The sequence below is a fragment of the Legionella oakridgensis ATCC 33761 = DSM 21215 genome (assembly GCF_000512355.1).
Lineage (GTDB): Bacteria > Pseudomonadota > Gammaproteobacteria > Legionellales > Legionellaceae > Legionella_A > Legionella_A oakridgensis.
In genome coordinates this window covers 964,626-990,718 of the sequence record NZ_CP004006.1, presented here as the reverse complement: position 1 = coordinate 990,718, position 26,093 = coordinate 964,626, and the positions used below count along the sequence as shown (strand labels likewise).

The following is a 26,093-nucleotide window of genomic DNA, read 5'->3' as shown; positions in this document are numbered from 1 at the left end:
CATATCCTTGCCATCAATCTCTTGATTTACCTTGTCTAAATCGATTTGATAATAATTAAGGTTATCTACATATATATTATAATCAAAAAAGGCATTGAATGCTCAATAATTTATAATAAGACAGCCCTGACAGCACTTATCCTCATTCCTTTTGTCTGAAAGCTCCCTACAAGAATCAAGAACCTTCTTCAATATACTTTGGATAGCTCATTAAGTATCAAGGTAACGCTGGGTTATTCTGTGTTTTATTCTCCTCAATTATCTTTTTAAGAATTGCTTTTTTATTGGACCATTGTTGGATGAATGACTTATTGAATTGTGAACAATGTTCCGCAAGCCAGGGGCCAAATTGTACCAAGAGCAAAGGAATTCGAGGTTTGATGCACGTTTCAAACTCTTTTCGTGCTTCCTTTTTACATAGGTCATGATTTTCGAGGCAGTTTTTTATAATATCATCCGTTAACTGCTGCCAATGTTCTGGCGGAGCTACTCCTAGAAAGGATTCATCCATAATTTTTGGCAAGATATTTTGACTAATAGAAGCGATTTTTTTGGGATCAACTTTTTCTTCGCAAAATTCATGTTGTAAGAGTTCACTGATTTGCTTTCCAATCTGTTCTACTTCATTCATGTTAAAACATGGGGTCAAATTAGAATCAAATTGCAACACCGGATCCGCAATGAGTACATTGCTGCCTAAAAAAAGACTTAAACAAAGTAATATCCTTATCATTTTTTTCATCCTTCATATTTCATACCGTAAAAAAAATATAGTAAATGCTTGGATCAACAACGAACGCTAGGGCAAACCACGAGTATCGCCAAAATATTTTAAAATTAAATAGCCACTTGCAATCGCTTTCTGAGCGCTCAACAAAGATAAAACACATTAAAAAACCCGAATACATCTAACCAGATTGTTGGCGAACTTTTCGAAATCGTTCGACAAATAACCCTGAATACCACTATTAAAGTCCTGACCCCACGCGTAATCCTCATCAAACTCAGTAGAACTCCAATAGATGCTAACGTCAAAACCGCCATTATTAGAATTAGGATCTAATGCATAGCGATTAGTCCACAGCAAAGTCAACTGGGACTTTTTGGGTAAAAACCAACCTCCTCCACTATCTTTATTTTGACATTGGCTAATAGCGCCATACCAAGTATAGGTACCTGGCTCATCTGTTGTTGCTGCAACTAACCCAGACTGGCCGGTGCCATCAACAAAGAAAATTATTCCGCCATCTTGTTGTTCACCAACGCGACGAGCAATGTTGGTCACAACGTAAGGATCATTTACCGTACCTGCTCCAGTTACAGAAATATTATCGCCTGCCGTCGTAACGCCTCCGACACCATCAGCACCAGCTGGACCTTGAGGACCCGGTTCACCTTGAGGACCCTGTTCACCTTGAGGACCCTGTTCACCTTGAGGACCCTGTTCACCTTGAGGACCCTCTTCACCTTGAGGGCCCTGTTCACCTTGAGGGCCCTGTTCACCTTGAGGGCCCTGTTCACCTTGAGGGCCCTGTTCACCTTGAGGACCCTGTTCACCTTGAGGGCCCTGTTCACCTTGAGGGCCCTGTTCACCTTGAGGGCCCGGTTCACCTTGAGGGCCCTGTTCACCTTGAGGGCCCTGTTCACCTTGAGGGCCCTGTTCACCTTGAGGGCCCTGTTCACCTTGAGGGCCTTGTTCACCTTGAGGGCCCTGTTCACCTTGAGAACCCTGTTCACCTTGAGGACCTACGGGACCTTGTTTCCCAGCAGGAATAGCCATAATTTGTGATCGCAATATAGTAACTTGAGCGTCTACATATTCTCTTGTAGCCGGATTAGCAGCATAGGCTGTGCTTGTGCCTATTAAAACACAGACTAAAAATAGAGCATGAATGCATTGTTTAATCATAAGAAATTCATTTAGTTCATGTAATACAAAACCACTAAGTCATGTAGCAGCATATCATTTTGTATTAAATAGTAACATCGGCATTAAAATGAAAATCGGGATTATTATCTTAATATTTTTGGTGTGCTTAGACCATGATCTTTAAATTTGATATTTAATTAAAAATGAGCAGCGCTATAGAAATTAATACAATAATCACTATCACTGCAAATTTATGCGTTATAGTAGATGATCGTTTTTTCTGATGTTTATGGGAATTCATAAATTAGTCCGTCATTTAATTAAAGTGTATGCCATAGGATTATTGGAATCCACTTATGATTATATTGCACAAACAATATGAACAACTATAAATCACCTCTTTGCATATTTAAAAATAGTTAATCGTCAAGACTGTTTTTTTTAAATTTCTCTGGTAGGATTTAATGCCAAGCGATGTAAATACCTCTGCAGCAACTTGTGGATATCTTTTTTTCCGAATTTGCCAATCCTTCTCCAATAAAACATTTTAAAATTACCTATCCTCAATAGCTATACGGCTTATCATAAGATTTAATCTATTACTGATGTTTTTATTTATCCACAAATTCTGTGGATAAACCTGTGAGCAGACCATTAAAACCCTTGAAAAATAACTGTCTGCATCCCATGACTAGAGATTATTCATTTTGAGCACATCAGATAAACTGAAATACCACTAGATATTCCATGCTTAATCGAGGTGTTGATTTACCCATCGAACGATATCTTGTGTTCCCATCACTCCAGAGCTTCGGGCAATTTCTTTTCCATGTACGGTAAGCATCAGAGTAGGGATGCTTTGAATTCTATAACGGCTGGCTAAAACTTGCTGGATTTCCGTATTGATTTTGACTAATCGAATTTTAGGCTCAAGGAGACGGGCTGCGGATTCGAAATAAGGCGCCATTACTTTACAAGGACCACACCATTCAGCCCAAAAATCAACTAACAGGGGTATATCATTATTCTGGAGATGATGCTCAAAAAGAGCATGATCTAATGCCACCGGTTTCCCATCAAATAGCCATTTTTGGCATTTCCCACACTTTGGATGTTCAATCAAACGCATGGAGGGTAATCGGTTAGTGGTGTGGCAATGAGGACAAACAATATGGATTGGGTCATTCATAGTAGTAACCTCATTCATTATATCTACATAATCTTAAAGCAATACTATATTAATTTGCAGATATGAAAACATTCATGATATTTTTATTATTGCTACTTAATATAAACTACCCTTGGACGCTGCGATGTAACGGGCAGCCAATCATGATGGACCTCCTAAAATTGACTGCTAACCGTTGTCAATTCGTTTGTGATCTCTTCAACAGTGAGCAGCGCATTATCCACCTTTTTCTCGGTATCTGTCGCAAAAAAAGTATGCATTGATTTCCTGCTTTTTTGCACAAGGTAAGTGATTGGATAAAATACTACCAAACTTGCAAGAATAGTTAATAGTCTATCAATCGTTCCTAATATCCCTCGGTGGGTTGCGTATAATGTGTAATTTTCTTGCTTATTACGCTGGAGAGCCTCTTGTATTCCTCTGAAATTAATTCTACTTTTGTCAGGCGTTAAAATACTTTGCTGCAAATCAGTAAACAGCTCATTTAATTTCTCATAAATTTCTGTATTCGTTGATTTAAAGCGATAACGTTTTTCATTAAGTTCAGAAAGAGCACGATAAAGTTTGGAGAACTGAGTTACACAATGTTGTTTTTTAGCCAACTCAAATGCTTTAATCAAATCATCATGCGCAAATGCATCAAAATAATTAGCATCTGGTGTAGAACGAAGCGTATACAAATCATCAAAAAGAAGTACCTCTACAGGCCCTACATTATTTGTTTGTAAATAATCACGCAATCTTTTCTGATTTTCTTTATTATCAGTGGTTACTAATACAATTTCTTTGCCTAACTTAAGAGGCAGGCGACTTCTATACTCAGCATGAAATGCTTCTATGGTGTTTGCCTCTGTGACATATATTATTGGAAACGGCTTGGTGATTAATGCATCATTACCATCATAAGGTACAAATGCATCATCAGGAGCATCTAATAATGCCTTACACAATTGAATTCTATCTTTAAGCGCATTTATATAGGGCAATACTTCTCCATGAAACGCTTCAAAATCAGGTAGTACAGCCAATGTATCCTCATGATCCTGTGCACTACAAGATCGATAATATTCTTCAAGATAATGTGCAAACGAATAGCTTGAGTTATTAGTAAACAGATATCCGCCAATTTTTTCATAGCGAACTTTGTTAGTTGGTTCATGTTTTTCATGAATAAAAAAATGATAATCGCACTTAGCTATAAAATTATCTTCCCCCGAAGGATATCTTTTAACGGTTTCCTGAGTACCTTTCTGAATTTTAAGAAACACTAAAAGTTTACTTATATTTTCTGGAGATGGAGAATGATAAATTTCCTCCATATTAAACTGCGTATTTCTGAGCTTTTCCAAAAAATTCTGAAAAGAAAAAAAATGTTCTATATAATCACCAACCGCAAAATAACCATCAAGGTCATTTTCCTTTTTAAAACGTTCTATTTCTGAGACATCAATGAAAATATATTTTTGAATACATAAAATAAAATAATAAAATTGCACCGTAGCATCTAAACGTTCTTTTAAGACACTTATTTCCTCTAAAGACACAACATCCGATATTTTTACACCAAACTGTCGCAAACGAGCCACATATATCATCAGTAAATTCAAGTTGGTAAATGCTGATTTGTGAGCAAACTTCAAGAGGTCTTTGAAATTTTCTTTGCATGCATTGAGGGTCGTATTATTAGAATATTTGGTATAATTTTTGATGACTCTATTTAGATCATAGTGATCATGTTGCATACGACCAAAAGCAGGAGCCCCAGTGAGAGTATTATCATTGGAATCTTTTCCTATAATACCAAATCCGCCTTGGGCCAACTCTCCCACCATAGGAGCTATTTTAAAATTCTGAAGCATTGCCAGAATAGGCATAAGCTGAAAATCCGTATGTTTCATCATACTTAAGGTTTGCGAGGAAGTACCATGAATGAACGGATTAAAACGCAATGCATCGTAATAGCTTGGCATACCGAAGCCCATGTAAATTATTTATACAGCAAACACGTTGATTAAAATTAAATTATAAGCATACAATTAATTCAACATGTAAAACAATGAAACTATTTGATGAAGAGATTTACGCGGCCGCTACGACCTCAAAAAAGAGATAAAAAAACTAAGTGAAAGCCCGGACACACCTAACCTGGAAATTATTGAACTTATCACCTAGGCCCTGACTGCCATTCTCGAAGTTCTGAACCCACGCGCCAATTGCGTCGCTCTGGGTAGAACTCCAATAGTTGTTAATAGTAAAACCCCCATTAGCATCATTAGAGTCTATTAAATAACGGTTATTCCATAAAAAGGTCAATTGGGTTCTGGTAGGCAAGAACCAGCCACCACCCGCTTTATTCGTGCAGGCATCCATAGCGTCTTGCCACATCGCTGCAGCAGGCTCATCTGCAGTGGCCGTAATCAGTCCAGCCTGGCCTGTCGCATCAACAAGAAAGATTATCCCTCCATCTTGCTGTTCGCCGACTCGACGGGCGCTATTTGCCACGACATAAGGGTCATTCGCTATACCTGCTCCAGTCACAGAAATGTTATCACCTGCCGTCGTGACCCCTCCGACCACTGCGCCTTGTTTCCCAATAGCAGCAATTTGAGACTGTAATATAGCAAATTGCGCATCCACATATTCTTTTGTGGCCGGATTGACAGCATACCCTATGGTAGCGTGTGTGAACGCTAAACCTAGAGCAACAATGTATTGTTTCTTATTCATGAATCAATTCTCCATCGTGGATATTATACAGGTCAAACCAAGCAGCACACTATTTTGCACAAGAATATTGGATACTTATGCGGTAGCATGGTCGGCATTGTAACAAAAATCCTAATTACCGCCAGAAATTCCCTGGTATGATAAACTCAAGCTTACCCACCTCTTGATGGAGTAGCCAAAACCCGCCTGCACTTCGCTGGCAATTTGCGATTTATCATTAATGCTGTTGCAGTCATTGTGCATTCCTTTGATGGCTGAATATGAAATATTTGGATTGTTATTGACGGATAACAAAACAGAAGCGTTACCTAACGAAAAAACACATTCGCTCATTTCAATAGTAACCGAAATCGTTGCGCTGGCTATTGCTAACATCCGTTTGAAAGAATTGCTCTATTCCCAAGCAATTCGTGATCCTCTGACAGGGTTACTCAACCGTCGTTTTCTTGATGAATACGTAATCAAACAAATTGGTCAAGCTAAACGCAATAAAACCACCGTTTCCTTTATTATGATAGACGTAGACAACTTTAAACAAATTAACGATCGATTTGGGCATGAAAGTGGCGATTATGTATTATCATTATTAGGCAAGCTCCTGAATTCTTTAATCAGAGAAGAGGATTTGGTTTGTCGTTACGGTGGAGAAGAATTCTTATTAGTTTTACCTAATTGTGAATTAGATAATGCACAAAGGGTTGCTGAGACTGTTCGGCAAAAAATCAGCGAAATGCCTATTACCCTCAGGGGCAATGACCTCAATATTACCGTTTCTCTTGGCATTGCCCGATTTCCGCAAAATGGTAGCTCCATAAAAAGATTAATTGCCGCCTCCGACCAAGCGCTCTATGCCGCTAAAAAACAGGGGAAAAATCGCACTATGCTTTCTTACTTGCCATCATTCCCAAGGGTTTATGGTTGTGATATGAGAGGTGCCGTTCCTTTAATTAATGTTAATCATTGGAATGCAACCAACGCCAGAAAGACAGCCGCTCTCCTTTGGATAACAAGCTTCATTTACGTTAAATCCTTATTACAAACTCATTTTTGGTTGGAAATCTTCATAAGCATTCATCGCTTGCATAGCATCATGGCTTTTTTTATTATCGGCTGCCTGCTGTTTTTGAGTAAAAAACCGCCCTACCATACACGCACCGCCAATTGCGGTAACTCCAAACCCTACCCCAATCAAACACGCATTACTAACCCCAATGGCGGCAACCACAGCTGTGCCGATGACCGGAACAGCCAATCCCATCGTGCCAATGGATAAAGCGACGAGTCCTGCAAAGAGCAATATCATGGCTATGGCTTTCGTGGCAGGGTTTGTTATTATTTCCACCAAAAAACCAGGCTCAATGTACTCCCCCAACAAATCGGCACTTAACCTGTTTGTGATTGTTTGTTTAAATACTTGCTCGCGTTGCTCATCTGGATAACGGGAAGCCACAGCGGATGCAAATATGAAAGCCGTTCTTGCACAAGCATACACATGAAGCCAGGTGGAAGATGCTGCCAGGAGTGCTTGTTGGTGTTTTTTAGAGGTTTTGTCATCAAAAAACCGATGGTATAGTGAATGCGCGTTTTCACCAAAAGGAATCTCTTTCAAGGAATCAGAAATCTCCTGAAATGCAGCGGCTATCTCAACCTCTTCTTCCGTTTTAGATGCACTTTTAGAAGCAGGATAATAGGTCTTTCCCGCTTCCTGTTGTTTGATGGATAGTAGAGAAAGCTCCGCCGCATACTGTGCTAAGGTCAGCACATGCTCGACCGCTACAAATGCGCTGGCACTAGACGCTTCCGTACTAAACGTTGCTGCCGCCTCTGTTGCAGCCATCGCTGCAGCTTTGGCTGCAAATGGTTCGGGTTTACTGCGTTCATGATAACTTTTTTCTGCCAAGAGAATGATGGCACGCATAACATCATTATCAATCATAATAAAATTCCTTTTAAATGGACTGAACTATTCATCCTAAGTTCCCTCATCAGAGGTGAAGTTTACAAAGAAAATACCAAAATACCAATAGTATTCACTCATAAACATGATCAGTCCGATCGCAGCGTGCATTGCTTAAAAGACCTCTTGCTTAATGCGTATGCATTCGATATAATGCGCTAATGTTATATTACATTAATACACTATTATGAAATCACATCACACAACCAAACAAGAGTCATTGCAACATCTCCTGCATGCCATAAGCTTATTGAAATCAACCGAAGAAGCAGCTGCTTTCTTTACAGATTTATGCACACCTGCGGAATTGGAAGCGATGGCCGATCGCTGGCAAGTGGTTCCTTTGCTGCGCAAAGGTATGCCCTATCGCACCATTCATGATGAAACTGGTGTTAGTGTCACCACCATTACCCGCGTCGCACGTTGTTTATCACTAGGCAGCGGCGGCTATAACCTAATTTATGAACGCCAGGAAAACACGTGAACAAAAGACTTCGTTTGGTTCTTCAGAAAAAAGGCCGATTATCCCAAGAATCCATCAATTTATTACAACGCTGCGGTTTAACATTTCGTATCAAGGAAAATGCTCTAGTTACTCATGTCGAAAATTTCCCAATTGACTTATTGTTTGTTCGTGATGATGACATCCCCATCTTGATCTTTGACGGGCTATGCGATGGCGGCATTGTCGGTGAAAATGTACTGTTTGAAGCTGCCTTGCATTCCCCACATAAGCAATATCGCACGGTTTTACCCTTGGGTAATTGTTATTGCCGTTTATCCATTGCGGTTCCTGAATCCTTTGATTATCGTGGACCTGGAAGTCTCGAAGGAAAACGCATTGCCACCAGCTACCCTTATTTGCTGACCCAGTATTTAAATGAAAGAAAAATTCGTGTCGAAAGGCTAGTGCTATCAGGCTCTGTTGAAGTCGCACCACGAATGGGCATGGCAGATGCCATCTGCGATTTGGTATCGAGTGGTCAAACCCTGGAAGATAATAAACTCATCGAAGTGGAAACGGTTCTCAAAAGTCAGGCCACCTTTATTCAATCCATTCATACTATAACCACAGAGCAACAAGCCTTGTTTGATATGCTGGCACGCCGTATTAAGGCAGTTCAGCAAGCCTCTGAACGTAAATACATTGTTTTTCATGCACCTACCATGGCTCTTGAGAAAATTTGTAACCACTTGCCAGGAGCAGAATCACCAACGATCGTGCCACTGCCAGCCAATCCTAACAAAGTGGCTGTTCATGTTGTCTCCAGTGAAAGGATTTTCTGGAATACCTTGGAAACCATTCAATCATTGGGTGCCAGTTCCATTTTGGTTTTACCGATTGAAAAAATGCTGGAGTAATGATGTTAACCATTGAACATTGGCAAGACTTGTCTTTGGAAAGCAAACGCCAACGATTGACAAGACCACAACAACGTAATAGTCCTAAAAACAGTGTATGCGCCATTCTTACCGCCGTTAAAGAAGAAGGCGATCAAGCATTGCTGCGCTTTACCCGTGAATTTGACGGGGTAAGTTTATCGTCCTTAGCCGTTGCAAAAGAGCGCTTTACTGAGGCCAATATATCCTCCCGTGCGCTTACCGCCATAAAAACTGCCATACAAACCATTACTGCTTTTCATCAAGCAGCAATGCCGAAACCTGTGCAAGTGAACACAGCAAAAGGCGTTCATATCAAGCGTTTGTATCGTCCATTAAATAAAGTCGGCTTATACGTACCAGGAGGCAATCATACGCCATTGATTTCATCGCTGCTGATGCAAGCCATCCCAGCCTTAATTGCCGGATGTCCAGTACGAATATTATGCACGCCACCAAATAGCATGGGAGAACTCGATCCAAACTTACTCGTGGCAGCACGTTTATGTCAAATTGAGACTATTTATACCATAGGTGGCGCACAAGCCATTGCCGCCATGGCGTTTGGAACCAAGACGATTCCCAAAGTGGATAAGATTTTTGGCCCAGGCAATCGTTATGTAACAGAAGCAAAAACTCAAGTATCGATTGATCCCGCAGGCACTGCCATTGACATGCCGGCAGGCCCATCCGAAGTGATGATTATTGCCGATGATAACGCCAATCCAGCCTATGTAGCAGCGGATTTACTGGCACAGGCAGAGCATGGAACAGATTCACAAGTGTTATTAATCTGTGAAAGTCTATCCTTTGCTAAAGCAGTCAATATTGCTCTTAAACAACAATTGCAAACGCTATCAAGGCAAGCCATTATTCTGCAATCGTTAGCACAAAGCAGGATATTTACCTGTCGTGAACGTACTGAAACATGGGCGATCATTAATCAATACGCACCGGAACATTTAATCATTAATCGTACGGACGCTCCCGATTGGGTATCGGGAATAGAAAATGCAGGCACCATTTTTTTAGGTCCATGGGCTGCGGAAACCTTAGGCGACTATGCAACCGGGAGCAACCATGTCTTGCCAACCAATGGCTTTGCCCGCAGTCACAGTGGATTATCCACCACGGATTTTTTAAAAGCCATCAGTGTCCAGTCTATTACTGAGGAGGGTCTCGAACAAATCGGCGAAACGGCTTATACCTTGGCGATGCTTGAAGGTCTTGATGCCCACGCTCAAGCTGTGAAACGACGTTTAACTCCATTGGGAGAATTGCTGTGAGCGTCCTTAAATTAATGCGCCCCGATCTGGCCTTTATCCAAACGTATTCTATGAATCATGAATCTTTCAAGCATAAATTGGATGCAAATGAATTGCCCTGGTCGCCCATCATATCCACCGATATGGCATTAAACCATTATCCAACCCGTGCAGCACAACAGGAGTTACAAAAGCAATTGGCTCATTGTTATCAAGTGGATCCTGAAGAGCTCTTGTTAACCAGAGGCAGCGATGAAGGCATTGACTTATTGATGCGGCTTTTTTTACGAGCCGGTTTAGACAGCATTCTCCAATGCCCGCCAACCTTTTCCATGTATGCCTTTTATGCTGGCTTACAGCAAGCCGGTATCATTGATTGTCCCTTACAGGAAAATGACACGGGCTTTCAATTGTCGTGTGAGGCAATCCAGGAGTCATGGCGACCCGATTGTAAACTGATTATGCTTTGTCGCCCCAATAATCCTACAGGGAACCTCATTGAATTAGCCACCATAGCCAACTTATGTCGGCAATTTAATAATAAAGCCATGATTGTTGTCGATGAAGCTTATGTTGAATTTAGCGATGCACCAAGTGCAGCAACACTCATCTCTAGCATTGATAATCTCATCGTCCTCCGCACGCTTTCCAAAGCTTACGGTTTAGCTGGATTACGGCTTGGTGCCATTCTTGCACAACCTCAAGTTATTCAAGCCCTGCAAACAATTACGGCTCCTTTTACCTTATCCACCGCAGTCATTCATTTAAGCTTACAAGGGTTAAAAACAAAAGTTGGCTTATCCAGACCAAACAGCGCATGCTGTCTTTGCGCACCGAACTTATCGCGGGCTTACAATCATCGCCCTGGATAGACAAAATTTATCCAACTGCCGCTAATTTCGTCCTAATTAAAACCTCCCATGCCAAAACACTGGCCCAATGGTTTAAACAACAAAGCATTGCCATTCGCTTTTTTGGAGAGCATAGCCTCCTGCCGCATCACTTGCGGATTACAGTAGGAAATCAGCATCAAAACGCGCAATTATTGTCCGCCTTAAACTTATTTTCTGGAGAATAGTGATGCAAAACATTCTATTCATTGACCGCGATGGCACATTAATCGAAGAACCGCATGACCATCAAGTTGATCATTTGGCTAAAATCCGTCTTTGTTCTCATGTCATCCCGGCATTGCTTCGTTTGCTAGAGGCTGGATTTCAATTAGTCATGGTCAGCAATCAAGACGGTTTAGGAACCCCTCGCTTTCCACAAGCGGATTTTCAACGCTGTCATGATTATATCATGCACCTGTTTACCTCTCAGGGTATTATCTTTCGCGATGTATTTATTTGCCCGCACACCCTTTTGGATGGTTGCGCCTGCCGTAAGCCTAAAACCGGTTTACTGGATGATTTTTTGCAAAACAACACAATAAATCCAAATCGTTGCTGGGTCATTGGTGATCGCGAGACGGATAAACAATTAGCCGACAACTTGGGAGTTGCTTATCTCCCTATTACCAATCAACACAACTGGTTAAACGTGGTCGATACGATTTTAAACCAAAAACGCTGTGCTACCATCACCCGTAACACCAAGGAAACAAGCATTGCCTTAACCGTCGTCCTTGATTCTGATGAGCCATGCGCCATTAACACTCCCATTGGTTTTTTTAATCACATGCTGGAGCAAATCGCCAAGCATGGCGGTTTGCACTTACAAATAACAGCCAAAGGGGATATCCACGTGGACGAGCATCATTTAATTGAAGACACAGCACTTGCACTGGGCAATGCATTAAAGACTGCCCTGAACGATAAGTGGGGTATTCATCGTTATGGGTTTACTCTACCGATGGATGAAGCATTAGCGAGCGTCTCCATTGATCTTTGTGGCCGCAGTTTTTGTTCCTTTGAGGCACCATTTACTCGTGAATTTGTTGGCGGCATGGCAACAGAAATGGTTCCTCATTTTTTCAATTCTCTGGCAAGCAGCCTTGGGGCAACCATGCACGTCAGGGTGCATGGGCAAAATCATCATCACATGATTGAGGCTTGCTTCAAAGCTTTAGGCCGTGCCTTACAACAAGCCATGCAACAGGTAAGCAATAACTTGCCATCCACTAAGGGGATTTTATGATTGCTGTCATTGACATCGTTGGAAACAATTTAACCTCACTGCTGAATGCCATCAAGCGCTTGGGATTTAGCCCTGTATTGACGCATTGCGAAAACGAGATAAAACAGGCAAGTCACGTCATTCTCCCTGGTGTAGGAGCAGCTGCTCCTGCCATGCAATCGCTGCATGCCCATCATTTAGTACCGGTATTAACACAATTGACACAACCCTTGCTGGGAATATGTCTTGGCATGCAATTGTTATATGAACAAAGCGATGAAGGCCATGTAGATTGTTTGGGACTCATTCCAGGCCATATTCAACGTCTGTCTTACAAAGAGCATTATCCAGTTCCACATATGGGTTGGAATCATTTGCACTGGCATAACGACTCTTTCTTAAAGCAAGGAATCAGTGACCATGAACAAGTTTATTTTGTCCATAGTTATGCGGCATTGAGCAACAATCATGCCCTGGCTCGCTGCCAATATAGCCATGAATTTACAGCCATCGTGCAAAAAATAATGTCTTTGGCATGCAATTTCATCCGGAAAAATCAGCCAATACTGGCCTTAAATTATTAAATAATTTTTTAACACAATCATGGGAGAAAGCATGCTGATTATTCCAGCCATTGATTTGCAGCAAGGTCGATGTGTTCGTTTGCAACAAGGTCAATTTGATTGTGTTTCTTTTTACGAATCAACGCCTCAAACGCTTGCCATGAACTATGCAAACCAGGGTGCGACCCATTTGCATATTGTCGATCTGGATGGTGCTCGCTTGGGAGACATACAACAATTGACTCTGATAAAAACTATAAAAATGGATAACATTACCCTTCAAGTCGGTGGCGGCATTCGCAGTCTTGCCAGTGCAACTACTTGTCTTGCTGCAGGTATTACTAAACTCGTCATTGGCAGCATTGCCATTAGTGATCCGGAACTGACCATGCAAATGATCAAGTTGGCCGGCGCCGACAACATCGTGTTGGCATTCGACGTGCACATGAGCCACGGCACACCCACACCTGCAATTCATGGTTGGCAAACTGCAACCACCTATAATCTTTGGCACATCATGACCTTCTATGAAGCGTTAGGTATTAAACACGTACTATGCACCGACATTGCTTGTGACGGTATGATGAGAGGTCCTAATGTGCGTCTTTATGAGGAAGCCATTAGTCGTTTTCCCAATATTGCCTGGCAAGCCTCCGGTGGAATTCGCCATTTTGAAGACATACGCAAACTTGCAGCTGCCGGTATTGCAGCTGTCATTGTTGGGCGTGCCTTATACGAAAGTGATCTTAATTTATTCGCCTGCATTCAAGAGGTTGCATCATGTTAAGCAAACGCATCATCCCCTGTCTGGACGTTTACAACAACCAAGTCGTTAAAGGCATCCAATTCCGCCAGCATCGCCCTGTGGGTGAAGTCCTTCCTCTTGCTTCTTTTTATGCTGCCGAAGGAGCCGATGAATTGGTTTTTTATGACATTAGTGCAAGTCCTGAAAATCGTTCAGTATGTCCGCAATGGATTCATGAAGTTGCCAGTGTCCTTCCTATTCCATTTACAGTGGCAGGAGGTATTCGTACGCTTGAAAAAGCGCAGGCCATTTTAAATGCCGGCGCTGATAAAATCTCGCTCAATAGTCCTGCCCTGGAAAGACCAGAACTCATTAATCAATTCAGCGAAGCTTTTGGCAGTCAGTGCGTGGTTATTGGCATTGACAGTCAATGGATAGATGATGATTTTTATGTTTATCAATATACGGGCGATCCACTCAAATGCAAGCCTGCAAAACGTAAAACCACCGATTGGATCCTTGAAGTTCAAGCTCGCGGGGCCGGAGAGATCGTCCTGAATTGCATGCAATCCGATGGAGTTCGTCAAGGATATGATATTGCTCAATTACAAAAAATGCGTGCGCTGACCCATGCTCCCCTGATTGCCTCTGGAGGCGCAGGCATTGCCCACGATTTTGTCCATGTGTTTCAGGAGGCTTGCGTCGATGGTGCCTTGGCTGCCAGCGTTTTTCATCAGCGAATATTAAGTATTCAGGAGGTTAAACAAACACTCGCCGCCAACCAAATCGAGGTAAGATTATGAATTCGCTGAATGCAGAACAATTAGATTGGCAAAAAATGCATGGATTATTACCAGCCATCATTCAAGACGCACGCTCCGGCGAAGTATTGATGCTGGCTTATATGAACCAGGATGCGCTTGCGCAAACGTTAATAACCAAAGAATTAATTCTATACAGTCGTAGTAAACAACGTTTATGGCGCAAAGGAGAAACTTCGGGCAATACCATGACGGTCCAACAGATAGTGACCGACTGTGATGGCGACAGTCTTCTGATTCAAGTCTTAACTTCCGGTCCTGCCTGTCACTTAGGCTTTAAGACTTGCTTTCAACCGGCGGCTTCATCCACATTCAGTTTTTTAAATACCTTAAGCGATGTCATTGCTGAGCGGGCACAAACTCAACTACCAGGCAGCTATGTTTCTGCCTTATTAACCAGTGGGGTCAACCGCTGCGCTCAAAAAGTAGGTGAAGAAGCCGTAGAAACTGTGATTGCAGCGCTTGGTGATCATTCTGACGAATTAATCAATGAAGCGGCTGATCTGATATTCCACCTCCTTGTCCTGTTACACATTCGTCAAATTGATTTATACGAGGTTTTGGATTGTTTGCAAAAACGCCACGCCCTCTAAACTAAGTGAGATAAACCATGACCACTTCTTTTTTTAATCCACGCCGGGCTCTGATAAGTGTCTCTGACAAACGCGATCTTGTATTGCTTGCCACCAAACTGCATCAACAAAACATTGAACTTGTTGCTACCGGCAAGACTGCTAACTTACTCCAAGATCACGGATTTCCTATTACTAAAGTAGAACACTATACTGGTTTTCCCGAATTACTCGATGGGCGGGTAAAAACACTTCACCCAGCCATTCATGCCGGTTTACTAGCTAATGGTACAGACGATGAAAAAAGTTTACGACCTTTTGCCATTCGCCCTTTTGATTTGCTGATAGTCAACTTATACCCTTTTGAAGACATTATCAGCCGGGCGGAATGTACATTGCAAGACGCTCTGGATCATATCGATATTGGCGGACCCGCCATGATCCGTGCTGCGGCTAAAAATCATGCCAACATAGCCGTTGTTGTTACACCAGACGACTATCCAAAACTTATCCAATATGTAGAAGCAAAACAAATCCCTGAACATTGGACATTTACGTTGGCAAAAAAAGCATTTGCTCACACTGCAAGATATGATGCCATTATTACCAATTACCTAAACTGTTTTAATCGTGAAGAGCAAAAGTCTGCCATATTTCCGGACAATTTAATCTCTCAACATATCAAGCAAAACGATTTACGTTACGGTGAAAACCCACACCAACAAGCTGCCTTGTATGTTAATATCCCTCCCATAATAAATTCGCTCGCGCAAGCCTTGTGTCTGCAAGGCAAACCACTCTCTTACAATAACCTTCTTGATGCAGATGCCGCTTGGAATTGCCTGAAATCATTTTCTGATTATGAACAGGTGTGCGTTATTATGAAACATGGAAACCCCTGTGGCATTGCGGCACGCAAAACACAAGTGGAAGCTTATGAACGTGCCTATGAGAGCGATTCTGTTTCCAGTTATGGTGGCATTTTAGCGTTTAATCGATGTTTACAAGCAGACACGGTCAAAACCATGCTTGCCAGACAATTTATTGAAGTCATCATTGCACCTGACATCAGCAAAGAAGCACAAGTTATTTTAACTCAAAAGGAAAATATTCGCGTATTAATAACTGGAAATCCTAAACCATGGGTATCGCCCCAACTTGATGTAAGAAGTATTGATGGCGGTTTATTGATTCAAGAACGGGATGAATGGCCGATGCATGCCAAACGACTTAAAACCGTCACAACCGGAAAACCTAATCCACAACAACTGCAGGATTTATTATTTGCCTGGCGTGCAGTCAAGCACGTTAAGTCCAATGCCATTGTGTTTGCCAAAGAAGAAGCCACCATTGGTATTGGTGCCGGACAAACAAGCCGAATCATGAGTACCCGCATTGGTTTATGGCAGGCAGAATCCGCTGGTTTTTCAACTCATCAGGCCGTGATGGCATCTGATGCATTTATTCCCTTTGCCGACAGCATCAACATGGCCGCACAATATGGTATTACCGCGGTGATTCAACCTGGTGGCTCTATACGAGATGAAGAAATTATCGAAGCGGCCAACACACTGGGAATCGTCATGATATTCACTGGCTACCGCCATTTTAGGCATTAAACAACGATAATCTACAGGGTAAGATACCATTTTGATCAACAAACGCCTTTATAATTAGCTAAAATTTTGTCATTCCAGTGCAGGCGCTAATCTATTTTTTATGATGGTCATGACTTTATTTGCAAGATAGATTTCCGCCTGCGCGGAAACGACACAAATAAGATATAGTACAATCAAAGTATGATTTTGCCCTGAATCTAAATAATCTATTGCTGCCCATACATGGTTCATACTAGAATTCTTCGCTTTATTTTAAAAACGGATAAGCACTAAGAATCATGCCAACACCTGCAGAAATATATTGGCCAACCATAACATTCCTTTTGGTTAGAGCTTTAAAGCAACCCTATGCAAAAAATACAGATTTATCCTGGCCAGTCAAATCATCTTATTTTGAACTTGCCAAAGCTGCCGTGACCATCAACGCTGAAGAAGGTTCTGTATTTGCGATTGCATTTCATAGTTTTTTAACTGAACTTGAAAAGCAAAAGCTTAGTCGTTCGCAGTTGGATGCTGCCGTTCGGCGTTTTAATGAAATTCCAGATATTCAAAACATCCTCGACCAATTATCTGAGCGACTCAAAGTACTTGGACCTTCACCAGAATCGAACCAAATGCTCCTGCGTTTATCTCCCAGGACGTCTGAAGAAATCATTGCGATGCAGGAAAATATTAGTAATTGGGTAGCCCATGAATATTCCCCCGTTGATGAACGGGTAGCAGCATGCGATGCAAGACGCATCCGCCGCATGGACAGTCTTGCCCGTCTATTCGCACTGAATTCTTCTTTGTCGGCATGCACAGCAGTCACTCTGGATACTTCAGAAGTTCCTCGACTGGTGATTGGTGCTAATGTCGGCAAACAGGGTGACCAAGAAATCATCATGGCAGTTATTGCAAAAAAATTGCGAATAATTCAGCGTTTCATGCAAAAAAATGCGGAAAAATTAACCTTATCTTGTCCGTTGAGTGAACTTGAAGTCCATGCTAAAACACTCATCAAAGCATTATTCCCGGAACGAACGATCGGCGATGATCCTGACACACAGACTCAAGTACTGTTACAGGCTGCCATGAAAATCATTCACGCCGTCTGCATTGATGACACGACGTTTACGGCCGAAGAAAAACAGGCATTTGGCGTGGATGCACCAGCCGTTATTTTATTACCCACCATGCAGGGAGCCTTACTCAAAATGCAGGGACGACACATTACGGCAAAAGGATGGCTGGACAGTGAGTTTGATTTACCTCCTGTGCCTGTAACGACAAGCGTCAAGGATATTCATGCCGAGCAATTAATTGCACGATACCTGTTTGTTGAATGCGAACATCCTCATGATGAATCATTTATATTTGGCATTTCCAAGTTATGCTGCCGAACCTGCTTTGACCATTTAATCACTTATCCAGGCGTCTTGGTGCGCGGCCATCATGGCCAAAGTTATCAAGGTGTCATCAACTTGAGAAACGGTGAAATACCTACTGAGTCAAGTGCCAGACGAGCCACCACCCATGCCTGGCCGAGCCCAAAAGATACACCAGCCCGCGAACAACGGGAAGAAACTTCAGACCACCTATTTTCCATGCTGGCTGCCAGAAACAGTCTTTTTCCCAGCCCAAAACATTTAAGTCCTCCATCAGAAAGAAGGGTAGCAAGAACATTATTTAAAACACCACCACGTCCTCCAGCCCTCATGGTAAACCGTCCAATTCCTGGCTTATTTCCTCATGTTAACACGGATGGTTGTCAAACCATCGAGGAAGAAACAAGAGACAAAGAAAGTGCTCCCTCATCCGCACCAGTGATGTAATGAGGTAAGCAAGAGTTAGGGAAGGTCTTATTGATGACGCAGATATCTCCAGCTGATAACTCCTTCCGCAATCATTTGTTGTTGTGAGAGTTCACAGGATTGATGGCCTGAAGGCTCGGCAATACGCAACTGTAATGCATCATGGCGGCTGTTCATAACACTTAAAAGCCAATGATGGCTGCCAATCGTTTTACCATCAGCCAATATGCAAAGCTCAGAGTATTCACCTAAATCTTCTATTAGGTAATGATACTGTTTTTCCGCCAACATGACGGTGCAATGGGGCTTTGCCAATGCCTGTTCTATCTGACTCCAATCAGCATGTCTAGCTACACAATGGGGCTTGGCATGCCATTCTTTCCTGAATACCAGCTTATAAGCCGTTGCTTCCAACTGATAAAACTCCTGATGCTCAACCACGCGGTAAGCGCTTGCTTTAGAATATAAAAATACGCCTTGCATCAAAGATAAAACCAAGAATGCAAGCATACTAATCAAGATGATAGTCGTTAACAGCACCATACCACGATCACGACCGTACCAGCGTTGTAAATCCCATGTCTTTGCCATGCGTTGTCCTCAATACAACAGAAAGCATCTGATGTTTTCCTGCTTGCTTTAAATGAGCCTGCATGGCTTGCACATAAGAGGTCAGTTCATCGGCACGCTCAAATTGATAAAATAAAGCGTTTTGTTCCTGCTTATTATTGTGAATATAAAAGCGTTCATGCAACCATTCACCAATGAAGACTGGCTTCTGATAATTAAAAGCCAACGGCTGGGATAAGATAACGACTTGCCCGCTACCAGCGGGTTGAATAGCATGAACCTGTTGTACTTCCGCATGCACACAATCGGCAATTAACACCGTTTGATTGGGCTTAAACATTGGCTTGTGGGTCAAAAGCTCTATAGGGTTATTAATTTTTACGATCAAGTCAAAATATTCGCTCATGCGCTGAATATGGATATGAGCTTGCTTCTTCTGTTGAATTTCAATTCCCTGCAGATTTTTATGCTCACTACGCCTATCCATACTGATTAGCTGATTAATACTACGGCAAGGTGTAAATCCCGCACGCCTGATGCTATCACGCATTAAATCAACCACAGCCTGTAATTCAAGTCCTTGCCCTGCAGCATAATAAGCGTAACGATGCTGATTTTTTGCATGCAAATATTGATTGACGAGTGCAAGAATAATAAAGCTTGCAAGCAGTAAGCTGATTAATAACTCCGGTAACCCGAATCCTTGCTGCCTGTTTGTCATCCTGTTATCCATTCGCGCTGCAATCGACATCCATGTTTATGCTGTTGGTGTACTGCCAGACAATCCCAGGTAATGGACAGCCGAATGCTGTGAGCGCATGCTCTCTGTATGAATTTAAACCGTTTGTCGGTGGGCAAAATCTTTTCGCCAGCCATCATCTGTTCGGATGCGCTGTCGAGTTGCATCAAGGCTTGTGTCTGTAAATGGATTTGGTTAAACCGCTGATTGCTTATCCATTGCTGCTTTAATAACGCCAAAGAGGTAGTCGTCATTAATAAAAGCGAAACCAATACTTCGGTCATTGAAAACCCGCATTCCGTATTCATTATCCATATCCTGAGGTTGGCTAAAATAATGGTACGCTTTCTGCGCGGATAAAAGCAATCCTTGTAACTATAAAATATTTTCTTTTGTAAATACGTTCGGTAAGATGAATAACCCTTTTTATAAGAGAAGCGCCATCCTATGCCCTGCGACTATAACTTATTACCTCATCCGGGAATTCAAACCTTGGCTCCTTATGTACCGGGCAAATCAGCAGAAGAGTTGGCGCAAGAACAAGGCATCAAAGACATCATCAAATTAGCAAGCAATGAAAACCCGTTAGGATGTAGTCCCCGCATCATTGAGGCGCTGACGAATATGTCTGGAACAAAAATTGCGACTTATCCTGCAGCCACTAATCATCCATTACGACCTATGCTTGCAGAGAAATTGTCTATAGATTCTGAAATGATTACCTTAGGCAATGGCTCTGATGTCCTGTTCTCACTGATGATGACTTGTTTTGCTTTGCATCGCAATAAAGAAATACTGGTTCATGATCAATCCTTCATTGCTTACCGTGTTTTTGCAAAGACATTGGGTATCCCGATCATCAGCACTCCACTTAAGGCAAATTGGGAGGTGGATATCGATGCCATGATCCATGCATGCCATGAAAAAACAGCCTTAATTTTTATTCCAAATCCCAATAATCCAACCGGTTTATTGCTGGAACTGGCAGAAATCAGAAGGCTTTTAAATCATATTCCTGATTCGACCATACTCGTGCTGGATGAAGCATATCATGAATACGTCCATCATCCGGAGTATCAACATTCCATAAGATTGCTCTCTGAACATCCGAATCTCATCATTACCCGCACTTTTTCCAAAGCGTATGGGATGGCCGGTTTACGCTTAGGCTATGCCATAGCCAATAAAGAAATAACCGCTATTTTGCAGCGTGCAAATCCACCATTTACCGTCAACCAGGCCGCACTTGTGGCGGCAACCGCCGCTCTGGGCGATGATGAATTTATTAAAACAAGTGTGCGTATGAATCAAGACGGCTTAAAATACTTAAAACATGGATTAGACAACCTCGGCATTCGTTATTTACCTACAGCAGGAAACTTTATTACCATGGATTGCAAAACCGACGCAGACCCTCTGTATAAGGCATTGCAGCGTCACGGCATCATTGTCCGCCCTCTTCATCCATACGGCCTCAATCATTATTTACGGATAACGGTGGGCACCGAACAACAAAACCGTCGTTTTCTTAACACACTTGCAATATGCTTGGCAGAATAACAACCATGTAAAAAGGATAATAAAATGAGCAGTGATTTAACAAGTAAACATTGTGAAGCCTGTGAAGGCATTGGTGCAGCACTTACGCCTGAACAAATTCAGCAGTTGATGCCACAACTTGCCGATGCATGGCAAGTTTCTGACGATTATAAGGAAATTAGCCGTTCCTTCGCATTTAAGAATTTTTATGAAACCATGGCTTTTGTCAATGCTCTGGCATGGATAGCTAATCTTGAAAACCATCATCCGGATCTTAAGGTGGGATATAATTATTGCCATGTTCATTTCACAACGCATGCCTTAAAAGGTCTGTCTCTAAACGATTTCATTTGCGCCGCAAAAACTGACAAGTTACTGGAATCTTAAAGGCATACCACCGATTCCTCCTTTTTGCAAAAGGAGGAATCATTGCTTATGATAACGTTGTAAAAAAGAAATTTTACAGCCGTTTAAGGTCTTTCATCAATTTCCTTGCGTTGCATCGGCAGAAAATCTTTCCTGTCAAGCCCCATCACCACCGCCAGTGCTCCGGCTACGTAAATGGATGAATAAGTTCCCACAAGAATCCCAATGATTAAAGCCAGGGCAAACCCATGAATGGTTTCTCCACCGTACACAAATAATGCCACGACCACAAATAGCGTCAACACAGACGTCATGATGGTTCGGGATAACGTTTGATTAATAGAAATATTCATGATTTCTACAGGACTGGAGCGACGAATCTTGATGAAATTTTCTCGCACCCGGTCAAAGACCACGATGGTGTCATTCAATGAATAACCAATGACAGCCAATAATCCAGCCAATGCCTTCAAATCAAATTCAATACCAAACATGGCAAACACGCCAAGAATTAATATGGGATCATGAATAAGAGCCACGGCAGAACTAAAACCTAACCGATATTCAAAGCGCATGGCAATGTAAATCATAGTGGCTAACAGTGAAATAATAATGGCAAGTGCCCCTTTTGTGGCCAGTTCCTGCCCAACTTGCGGACCGACAAAATCAACGCGCTGTTTCACCGCACCGGGTAATTGTTCCATAATTCGTTCAACCAGCAGCGTTTGATCTAGATCAGAGCGCGGGGCAATGCTGATTAACACGTCTTTTGACGTACCATAACTGACCACTTGCGCTTCTTTAAACCCGATTTTATACAAGCTGTCACGAATGGCGGGCAAATCAGCGGGTTGAGAATACGAGACTTCAATTTGCGTACCACCAGTAAAATCCAGTCCCCATTTCAAACCATTTACCAATAACGCCACAATGGAAATAATGAAAATCAAAATGGATAGCAACGCTGTCCATTTGCGTGCTCCCATAAAATCAATGTTTGAATTTGGATTGAAAAATTCCATCTGGACCTCTCAACATAGCTCAGTTTAAATACCGATTGATAATTTCTTCACATTACGCCCACCATAAAACCAATTAACAATGGCTCTGGTAAACGTCACACCGGTTAACATGGAAGTCAGCAATCCCAACGATAAGGTAATAGCAAATCCACGTACAGGCCCTGTACCAATAGAAAACAATACAATACCAACAATAAGCGTCGTGACATTCGCATCGAGAATCGTGGCAAAAGCCCGATCATAACCAGCAAAAATGGCTGCTTGCGGTGATAACCCATTACGTAATTCCTCACGGATGCGCTCATATATAAGAACATTTGCATCCACCGCCATACCCACAGTCAATACAATTCCTGCAATACCTGGCAGGGTCAACGTGGCACCGATGATGGACAAAAGCGCGCATAACAAAACCAAGTTAAGCAATAGCGCAACATTAGCAACAAAGCCAAAAAAGCGGTAGTACACTACCATCGTCACCAAAATCAATGCCATGCCAACTTCAAGAGAGATCATGCCACGACGAATATTTTCTTTACCCAACGTTGGTCCAACCGTACGTTCTTCAATTGGGTAAATCGCTGCAGGCAATGCACCAGCACGCAGCAATAACGCTAAGTTACTGGCTTCTTTACTGTCTTGCAGACCCGTGATCTGGAAATTATTTCCTAAAGCATTTTGAATAACCGGAGCACTAATGACTCGTTCTTCACGATAAGTAACTCGTTTGGTGTCATCACCTGATTTTTCCAACCGGGTTTTACTTTCCACAAACACAATGGCCATGCGCTTACCAATGTTTTCACGGGTAATCTTGGTAAAAAATGATTCTCCCCCACCACCCAATTGCACTTGCACTGCGGGCGTTGCCGTCTGTTGGTCAAAGCTTGATACCGCACTGGTAATGGAATCCCCACTTAAAACCACTTGTCTTTTTAATAAAATAGGCTGGCCATCCATCATATACAACTTACTATTAATGGGAACGGCTCCTGTTTGTTTCGCAATTTGTGGATCATTTTCCTGATCAACCAGATGAAACTGTAATGTTGCCGTTCCACCCAGAATTTGCTTAGCACGCGCAGCGTCTTGAATTCCTGGCAAATCCACAGCCACCCGGGTTCCCCCCTGCTGCTGAACAACCGCCTCACCAACACCTAACTCATTTACACGATTGCGTAGGATGCTCATGGTTTGATCAATAGTATTCTGGCGAATAGAGTTCAGTTCAGCCGCTGACAATGCCGCAGTCAAATCAAAAGTAACCTTGGATTTCGTAAACGTCAGACCCGGGATTTTTTGTTTCAATTCTACCAAAGCATCTTCCATCGTTTGCGCAGAACGAAATCGAATGTTGACCCCTTTATCCATCACATAGCGAATGCCTGTGTAACGAATCCCTGCTTCACGCAAATCCTGGCTAATGCTTTTCATGATGCCTTCATAGCGACGGTTAACGACACTATCAATATCCACTTCCAACAGAAAATGCACCCCACCCCGTAAATCCAAACCTTGCTTCATGGGTTCTGCCCCAATAGCCATTAACCAGGCGGGTGTTGATGGTGCAAGGTTTAAAGCAACCGTATAATTTTTATCCAAACCATTCCGAATCACATCCCGTGCCAATAACTGTGTGTCGGTAGAAGCGAACCGCACATCCAAGCTATCGTTATCAATCATAACTGAAAGATAATCAAGCTTTGCTGCGTCTAATAAATCCTTTATGGTTTGCTCCAGCTGCTGCATATCAACAGGAGATTGTGAAGAAACCTGAACCACCGGATCTTCGCTGTATAAATTAGGAATAGCATAGATTAACCCAATGATTGTAATCACAATCAACATTAGGTTTTTCCAAAGTGGATATTTATTTTGCATTTACATTGTCTCTATGACGATCTTAAATGGATTTAAGAGTACCTTTGGGTAAAACGGCGCTGACAGCGTTTCGTTGTAAACTGATTTCAACCCCTTCAGCAATATTAACCTTGATGTATTGCTCATCGATGGCTGTGACTTTTGCAAGCAATCCACCGGAAGTAATAATTTCATCGCCTTTTTTTAGTTTATTAATCAGCTCTCGATGCTCTTTAGCGCGTTTGTTTTGAGGACGAATTAACATAAAATAAAATAATACGAAAATGGCAACAATCATAATCAAAGAAAAGGTGCCATCTGCTTGCGCTGGTTGTGCTGCGGGAGCGGCAGCCATTGCATTACTAATAAAAAAGCCCATCTTTTTCTCCTTAATTCAGTGTCATTCTTGATTCTTAAAAAGCATTTGCCAAAGACTTACCCAGAATTTGCGTGACATGATATCGGGATTTCAAGCCGACGTAAATCAAGTATGTTAATTTCGAGTGGGAGCATAATGCATTAACGCTGGCCTGCCAAGATCTCCTGACAATAGAAGATGTTATGTTGAATTAAAAAACGTTGGCAAAGCAGAGGCGTTTGCGCTAACAAATGATGAAGATAAGCACGGGTCAACTGTTGCTGACAAACTGGGCACTGGCATTTGTTGTCAATGACCTCAAAGCGAGTAGCCTCTGAGAGTTCTGTCAATGAAAAATCACCTTCATGAGAATAAACGCGTCCTTGTATGCCATCCATAGCAGGTTTATCTGATTCCAGATAGCAAGCTCCATCAGCGACGTATGCCTGCATCTGTGGCAAAGATAACTCCCCTGCTACATAATAAGGTCTTGACTTGCATTGTTTTCTTTGTTGTTGTCTTACGTCTACCTTATCGTCATCCAAATAAAAACCATAAGGTTTTACTACCTCCCGGTGAGAAAGGGTATTCATAGGTAGAAAGGGAAATATCGCGTCAGGTAATGATTGCCATGCGAATGGCTTTTTTTGCATAACGTCTTGCGACAGAATGACAAAATGTGGCTGCAGCTGAGCAATCAATGTCAAAACATCATCCATAGAATGGCGAATATAACTGCCGTCATAAGGCGAACGCAGTGTATACACGCCATGTTCATCTGCATTAAGAGATGAAGCATTCAGTACAATCTGACCTGACCAACCGATGTAACACCCCAAATTAGGCAATTGCTTTAAAACCTCATATCCTGGTTTCACCAATAATGAGGCCAGAGAACAAGACATGGTTGTCACACCAACGTCCTGCCAATTTTCTGCCGTTAACGTGCTTCCAGCCGTCGTGGTCAGAATCGGTACGAGTCCGGCAAAATGATTCTCTTGACTGATTTTACCCACAAAC

General features: G+C 42.2%; 27 protein-coding genes and 2 pseudogenes. 14 read left to right on the top strand and 15 right to left on the bottom strand.

The genetic code is table 11. From position 1 onward, the window contains the following. Positions 1-217: 217 nt before the first annotated feature. The 6 genes from LOA_RS04845 to LOA_RS15200 all read right to left on the bottom strand — a co-directional run bounded on the left by LOA_RS04845 (position 218) and on the right by LOA_RS15200 (position 6,161). Positions 218-733 (bottom strand): hypothetical protein, encoded by a 516-nt coding sequence (locus LOA_RS04845; RefSeq protein WP_025385380.1) that lies wholly within the window; start codon positions 731-733, stop codon positions 218-220. A gap of 156 nt (positions 734-889) precedes the next feature. Then, positions 890-1,909 (bottom strand): collagen-like domain-containing protein, encoded by a 1,020-nt coding sequence (locus LOA_RS14845; protein ID WP_025385379.1) that lies wholly within the window; start codon positions 1,907-1,909, stop codon positions 890-892. Between the two features lie 712 nt (positions 1,910-2,621). Continuing rightward, on the bottom strand, positions 2,622-3,059 hold the full coding sequence (gene trxC, locus LOA_RS04835; RefSeq protein WP_025385378.1) for a thioredoxin TrxC: 438 nt from the start codon (positions 3,057-3,059) through the stop codon (positions 2,622-2,624). 155 nt (positions 3,060-3,214) lie between these two features. Continuing rightward, the gene (locus LOA_RS04830; RefSeq protein ID WP_025385377.1) at positions 3,215-5,029 is read right to left on the bottom strand and encodes a hypothetical protein; all 1,815 of its coding nucleotides are present in this window, start codon (positions 5,027-5,029) and stop codon (positions 3,215-3,217) included. A 148-nt stretch (positions 5,030-5,177) separates the two neighbouring features. Beyond that, positions 5,178-5,786 carry an Lcl C-terminal domain-containing protein gene (locus LOA_RS04825; protein ID WP_025385376.1) on the bottom strand — a complete coding sequence of 203 codons (609 nt, stop codon included), beginning with the start codon at positions 5,784-5,786 and terminating at the stop codon, positions 5,178-5,180. Between the two features lie 111 nt (positions 5,787-5,897). Then, a complete protein-coding gene (locus LOA_RS15200; RefSeq protein ID WP_025385375.1) occupies positions 5,898-6,161 on the bottom strand; it encodes a hypothetical protein in 264 nt (87 codons plus the stop codon). Between LOA_RS15200 and LOA_RS16170 the strand changes: the two are divergent. Beyond that, a pseudogene (locus tag LOA_RS16170) lies at positions 6,061-6,660 on the top strand (GGDEF domain-containing protein); the annotation flags it as partial. The gene LOA_RS15200 and the pseudogene LOA_RS16170 sit on opposite strands and share 101 nt — an antisense overlap. A gap of 159 nt (positions 6,661-6,819) precedes the next feature. On the opposite strand, the gene LOA_RS15195 reads toward LOA_RS16170, so the two are convergent. Next, positions 6,820-7,722, bottom strand: coding sequence for a hypothetical protein (locus LOA_RS15195; protein WP_025385374.1), 903 nt, complete (start codon positions 7,720-7,722; stop codon positions 6,820-6,822). 208 nt (positions 7,723-7,930) lie between these two features. On the opposite strand from LOA_RS15195, the gene LOA_RS04810 reads away from it, so the two are divergent. The 10 genes and pseudogenes from LOA_RS04810 (at position 7,931) to purH (ending at position 16,826) form a co-directional block, all read left to right on the top strand. Next, positions 7,931-8,227 carry a YerC/YecD family TrpR-related protein gene (locus LOA_RS04810; protein WP_025385373.1) on the top strand — a complete coding sequence of 99 codons (297 nt, stop codon included), beginning with the start codon at positions 7,931-7,933 and terminating at the stop codon, positions 8,225-8,227. Continuing rightward, complete coding sequence (gene hisG / locus LOA_RS04805; protein WP_025385372.1) at positions 8,224-9,105, top strand: ATP phosphoribosyltransferase; 882 nt, start codon at positions 8,224-8,226, stop codon at positions 9,103-9,105. The genes LOA_RS04810 and hisG overlap by 4 nt, the downstream gene beginning before the upstream one ends. A gap of 2 nt (positions 9,106-9,107) precedes the next feature. Next, positions 9,108-10,409 (top strand): histidinol dehydrogenase, encoded by a 1,302-nt coding sequence (hisD, locus tag LOA_RS04800; RefSeq protein ID WP_025385371.1) that lies wholly within the window; start codon positions 9,108-9,110, stop codon positions 10,407-10,409. Next, the gene (locus LOA_RS04795; protein ID WP_238551329.1) at positions 10,406-11,260 is read left to right on the top strand and encodes a pyridoxal phosphate-dependent aminotransferase; all 855 of its coding nucleotides are present in this window, start codon (positions 10,406-10,408) and stop codon (positions 11,258-11,260) included. Before hisD ends, LOA_RS04795 begins: the two co-directional genes overlap by 4 nt. A gap of 208 nt (positions 11,261-11,468) precedes the next feature. After that, a complete protein-coding gene (gene hisB, locus LOA_RS04790; protein WP_025385370.1) occupies positions 11,469-12,527 on the top strand; it encodes a bifunctional histidinol-phosphatase/imidazoleglycerol-phosphate dehydratase HisB in 1,059 nt (352 codons plus the stop codon). Next, positions 12,524-13,128 (top strand): annotated as a pseudogene (gene hisH, locus LOA_RS04785) (imidazole glycerol phosphate synthase subunit HisH). Before hisB ends, hisH begins: the two are co-directional and overlap by 4 nt. Further along, positions 13,122-13,856: a 1-(5-phosphoribosyl)-5-[(5-phosphoribosylamino)methylideneamino] imidazole-4-carboxamide isomerase gene (locus LOA_RS04780; RefSeq protein WP_025385369.1), complete on the top strand. Its 735-nt coding sequence runs from the start codon at positions 13,122-13,124 to the stop codon at positions 13,854-13,856. Before hisH ends, LOA_RS04780 begins: the two are co-directional and overlap by 7 nt. Next, a complete protein-coding gene (gene hisF, locus LOA_RS04775; protein WP_025385368.1) occupies positions 13,850-14,617 on the top strand; it encodes an imidazole glycerol phosphate synthase subunit HisF in 768 nt (255 codons plus the stop codon). Before LOA_RS04780 ends, hisF begins: the two co-directional genes overlap by 7 nt. Further along, positions 14,614-15,228: a bifunctional phosphoribosyl-AMP cyclohydrolase/phosphoribosyl-ATP diphosphatase HisIE gene (gene hisIE, locus LOA_RS04770; protein ID WP_025385367.1), complete on the top strand. Its 615-nt coding sequence runs from the start codon at positions 14,614-14,616 to the stop codon at positions 15,226-15,228. The genes hisF and hisIE overlap by 4 nt, the downstream gene beginning before the upstream one ends. Positions 15,229-15,245: 17 nt before the next feature. Continuing rightward, positions 15,246-16,826: a bifunctional phosphoribosylaminoimidazolecarboxamide formyltransferase/IMP cyclohydrolase gene (purH, locus tag LOA_RS04765; protein ID WP_025385366.1), complete on the top strand. Its 1,581-nt coding sequence runs from the start codon at positions 15,246-15,248 to the stop codon at positions 16,824-16,826. 69 nt (positions 16,827-16,895) lie between these two features. Here the strand turns inward: purH and LOA_RS14645 are convergent, their stop codons facing one another. Then, positions 16,896-17,057 carry a hypothetical protein gene (locus LOA_RS14645; RefSeq protein WP_156411355.1) on the bottom strand — a complete coding sequence of 54 codons (162 nt, stop codon included), beginning with the start codon at positions 17,055-17,057 and terminating at the stop codon, positions 16,896-16,898. 47 nt (positions 17,058-17,104) lie between these two features. Between LOA_RS14645 and LOA_RS04760 the strand changes: the two genes are divergently transcribed. Next, entirely contained in the window at positions 17,105-18,640 is a 1,536-nt protein-coding gene (locus LOA_RS04760; RefSeq protein WP_025385365.1) for a hypothetical protein, read from the top strand. A 27-nt stretch (positions 18,641-18,667) separates the two neighbouring features. Here the strand turns inward: LOA_RS04760 and LOA_RS04755 are convergent, their stop codons facing one another. From LOA_RS04755 to LOA_RS04745, 3 genes are read right to left on the bottom strand one after another with little or no spacing between them, the layout of a single operon-like run. Continuing rightward, complete coding sequence (locus LOA_RS04755) at positions 18,668-19,210, bottom strand: hypothetical protein (RefSeq protein WP_025385364.1); 543 nt, start codon at positions 19,208-19,210, stop codon at positions 18,668-18,670. After that, a complete protein-coding gene (locus LOA_RS04750) occupies positions 19,170-19,910 on the bottom strand; it encodes a prepilin-type N-terminal cleavage/methylation domain-containing protein (RefSeq protein WP_025385363.1) in 741 nt (246 codons plus the stop codon). Before LOA_RS04750 ends, LOA_RS04755 begins: the two co-directional genes overlap by 41 nt. Next, complete coding sequence (locus LOA_RS04745; protein ID WP_025385362.1) at positions 19,907-20,236, bottom strand: type IV pilus modification PilV family protein; 330 nt, start codon at positions 20,234-20,236, stop codon at positions 19,907-19,909. Before LOA_RS04745 ends, LOA_RS04750 begins: the two co-directional genes overlap by 4 nt. Before the next feature lie 139 nt (positions 20,237-20,375). Here LOA_RS04745 and hisC point away from each other — a divergent pair, with 139 nt between their 5' ends. Both hisC and LOA_RS04735 read left to right on the top strand, forming a co-directional pair. Continuing rightward, complete coding sequence (gene hisC / locus LOA_RS04740) at positions 20,376-21,488, top strand: histidinol-phosphate transaminase (RefSeq protein ID WP_025385361.1); 1,113 nt, start codon at positions 20,376-20,378, stop codon at positions 21,486-21,488. Between the two features lie 24 nt (positions 21,489-21,512). Next, positions 21,513-21,854, top strand: a complete 342-nt coding sequence (locus tag LOA_RS04735; RefSeq protein WP_025385360.1) for a 4a-hydroxytetrahydrobiopterin dehydratase — start codon at positions 21,513-21,515, stop codon at positions 21,852-21,854. A gap of 83 nt (positions 21,855-21,937) precedes the next feature. Here LOA_RS04735 and secF read toward each other — a convergent pair whose 3' ends face one another. The 4 genes from secF to LOA_RS04715 form a co-directional block, all read right to left on the bottom strand. After that, on the bottom strand, positions 21,938-22,855 hold the full coding sequence (gene secF, locus LOA_RS04730) for a protein translocase subunit SecF (protein WP_025385359.1): 918 nt from the start codon (positions 22,853-22,855) through the stop codon (positions 21,938-21,940). 24 nt (positions 22,856-22,879) lie between these two features. After that, on the bottom strand, positions 22,880-24,736 hold the full coding sequence (secD, locus tag LOA_RS04725; RefSeq protein ID WP_025385358.1) for a protein translocase subunit SecD: 1,857 nt from the start codon (positions 24,734-24,736) through the stop codon (positions 22,880-22,882). A 22-nt stretch (positions 24,737-24,758) separates the two neighbouring features. Beyond that, positions 24,759-25,094 carry a preprotein translocase subunit YajC gene (gene yajC, locus LOA_RS04720; RefSeq protein ID WP_025385357.1) on the bottom strand — a complete coding sequence of 112 codons (336 nt, stop codon included), beginning with the start codon at positions 25,092-25,094 and terminating at the stop codon, positions 24,759-24,761. A gap of 140 nt (positions 25,095-25,234) precedes the next feature. Further along, positions 25,235-26,089 carry a tRNA guanosine transglycosylase family protein gene (locus LOA_RS04715; protein ID WP_052335891.1) on the bottom strand — a complete coding sequence of 285 codons (855 nt, stop codon included), beginning with the start codon at positions 26,087-26,089 and terminating at the stop codon, positions 25,235-25,237. Between the last annotated feature and the right edge of the window lie 4 nt (positions 26,090-26,093).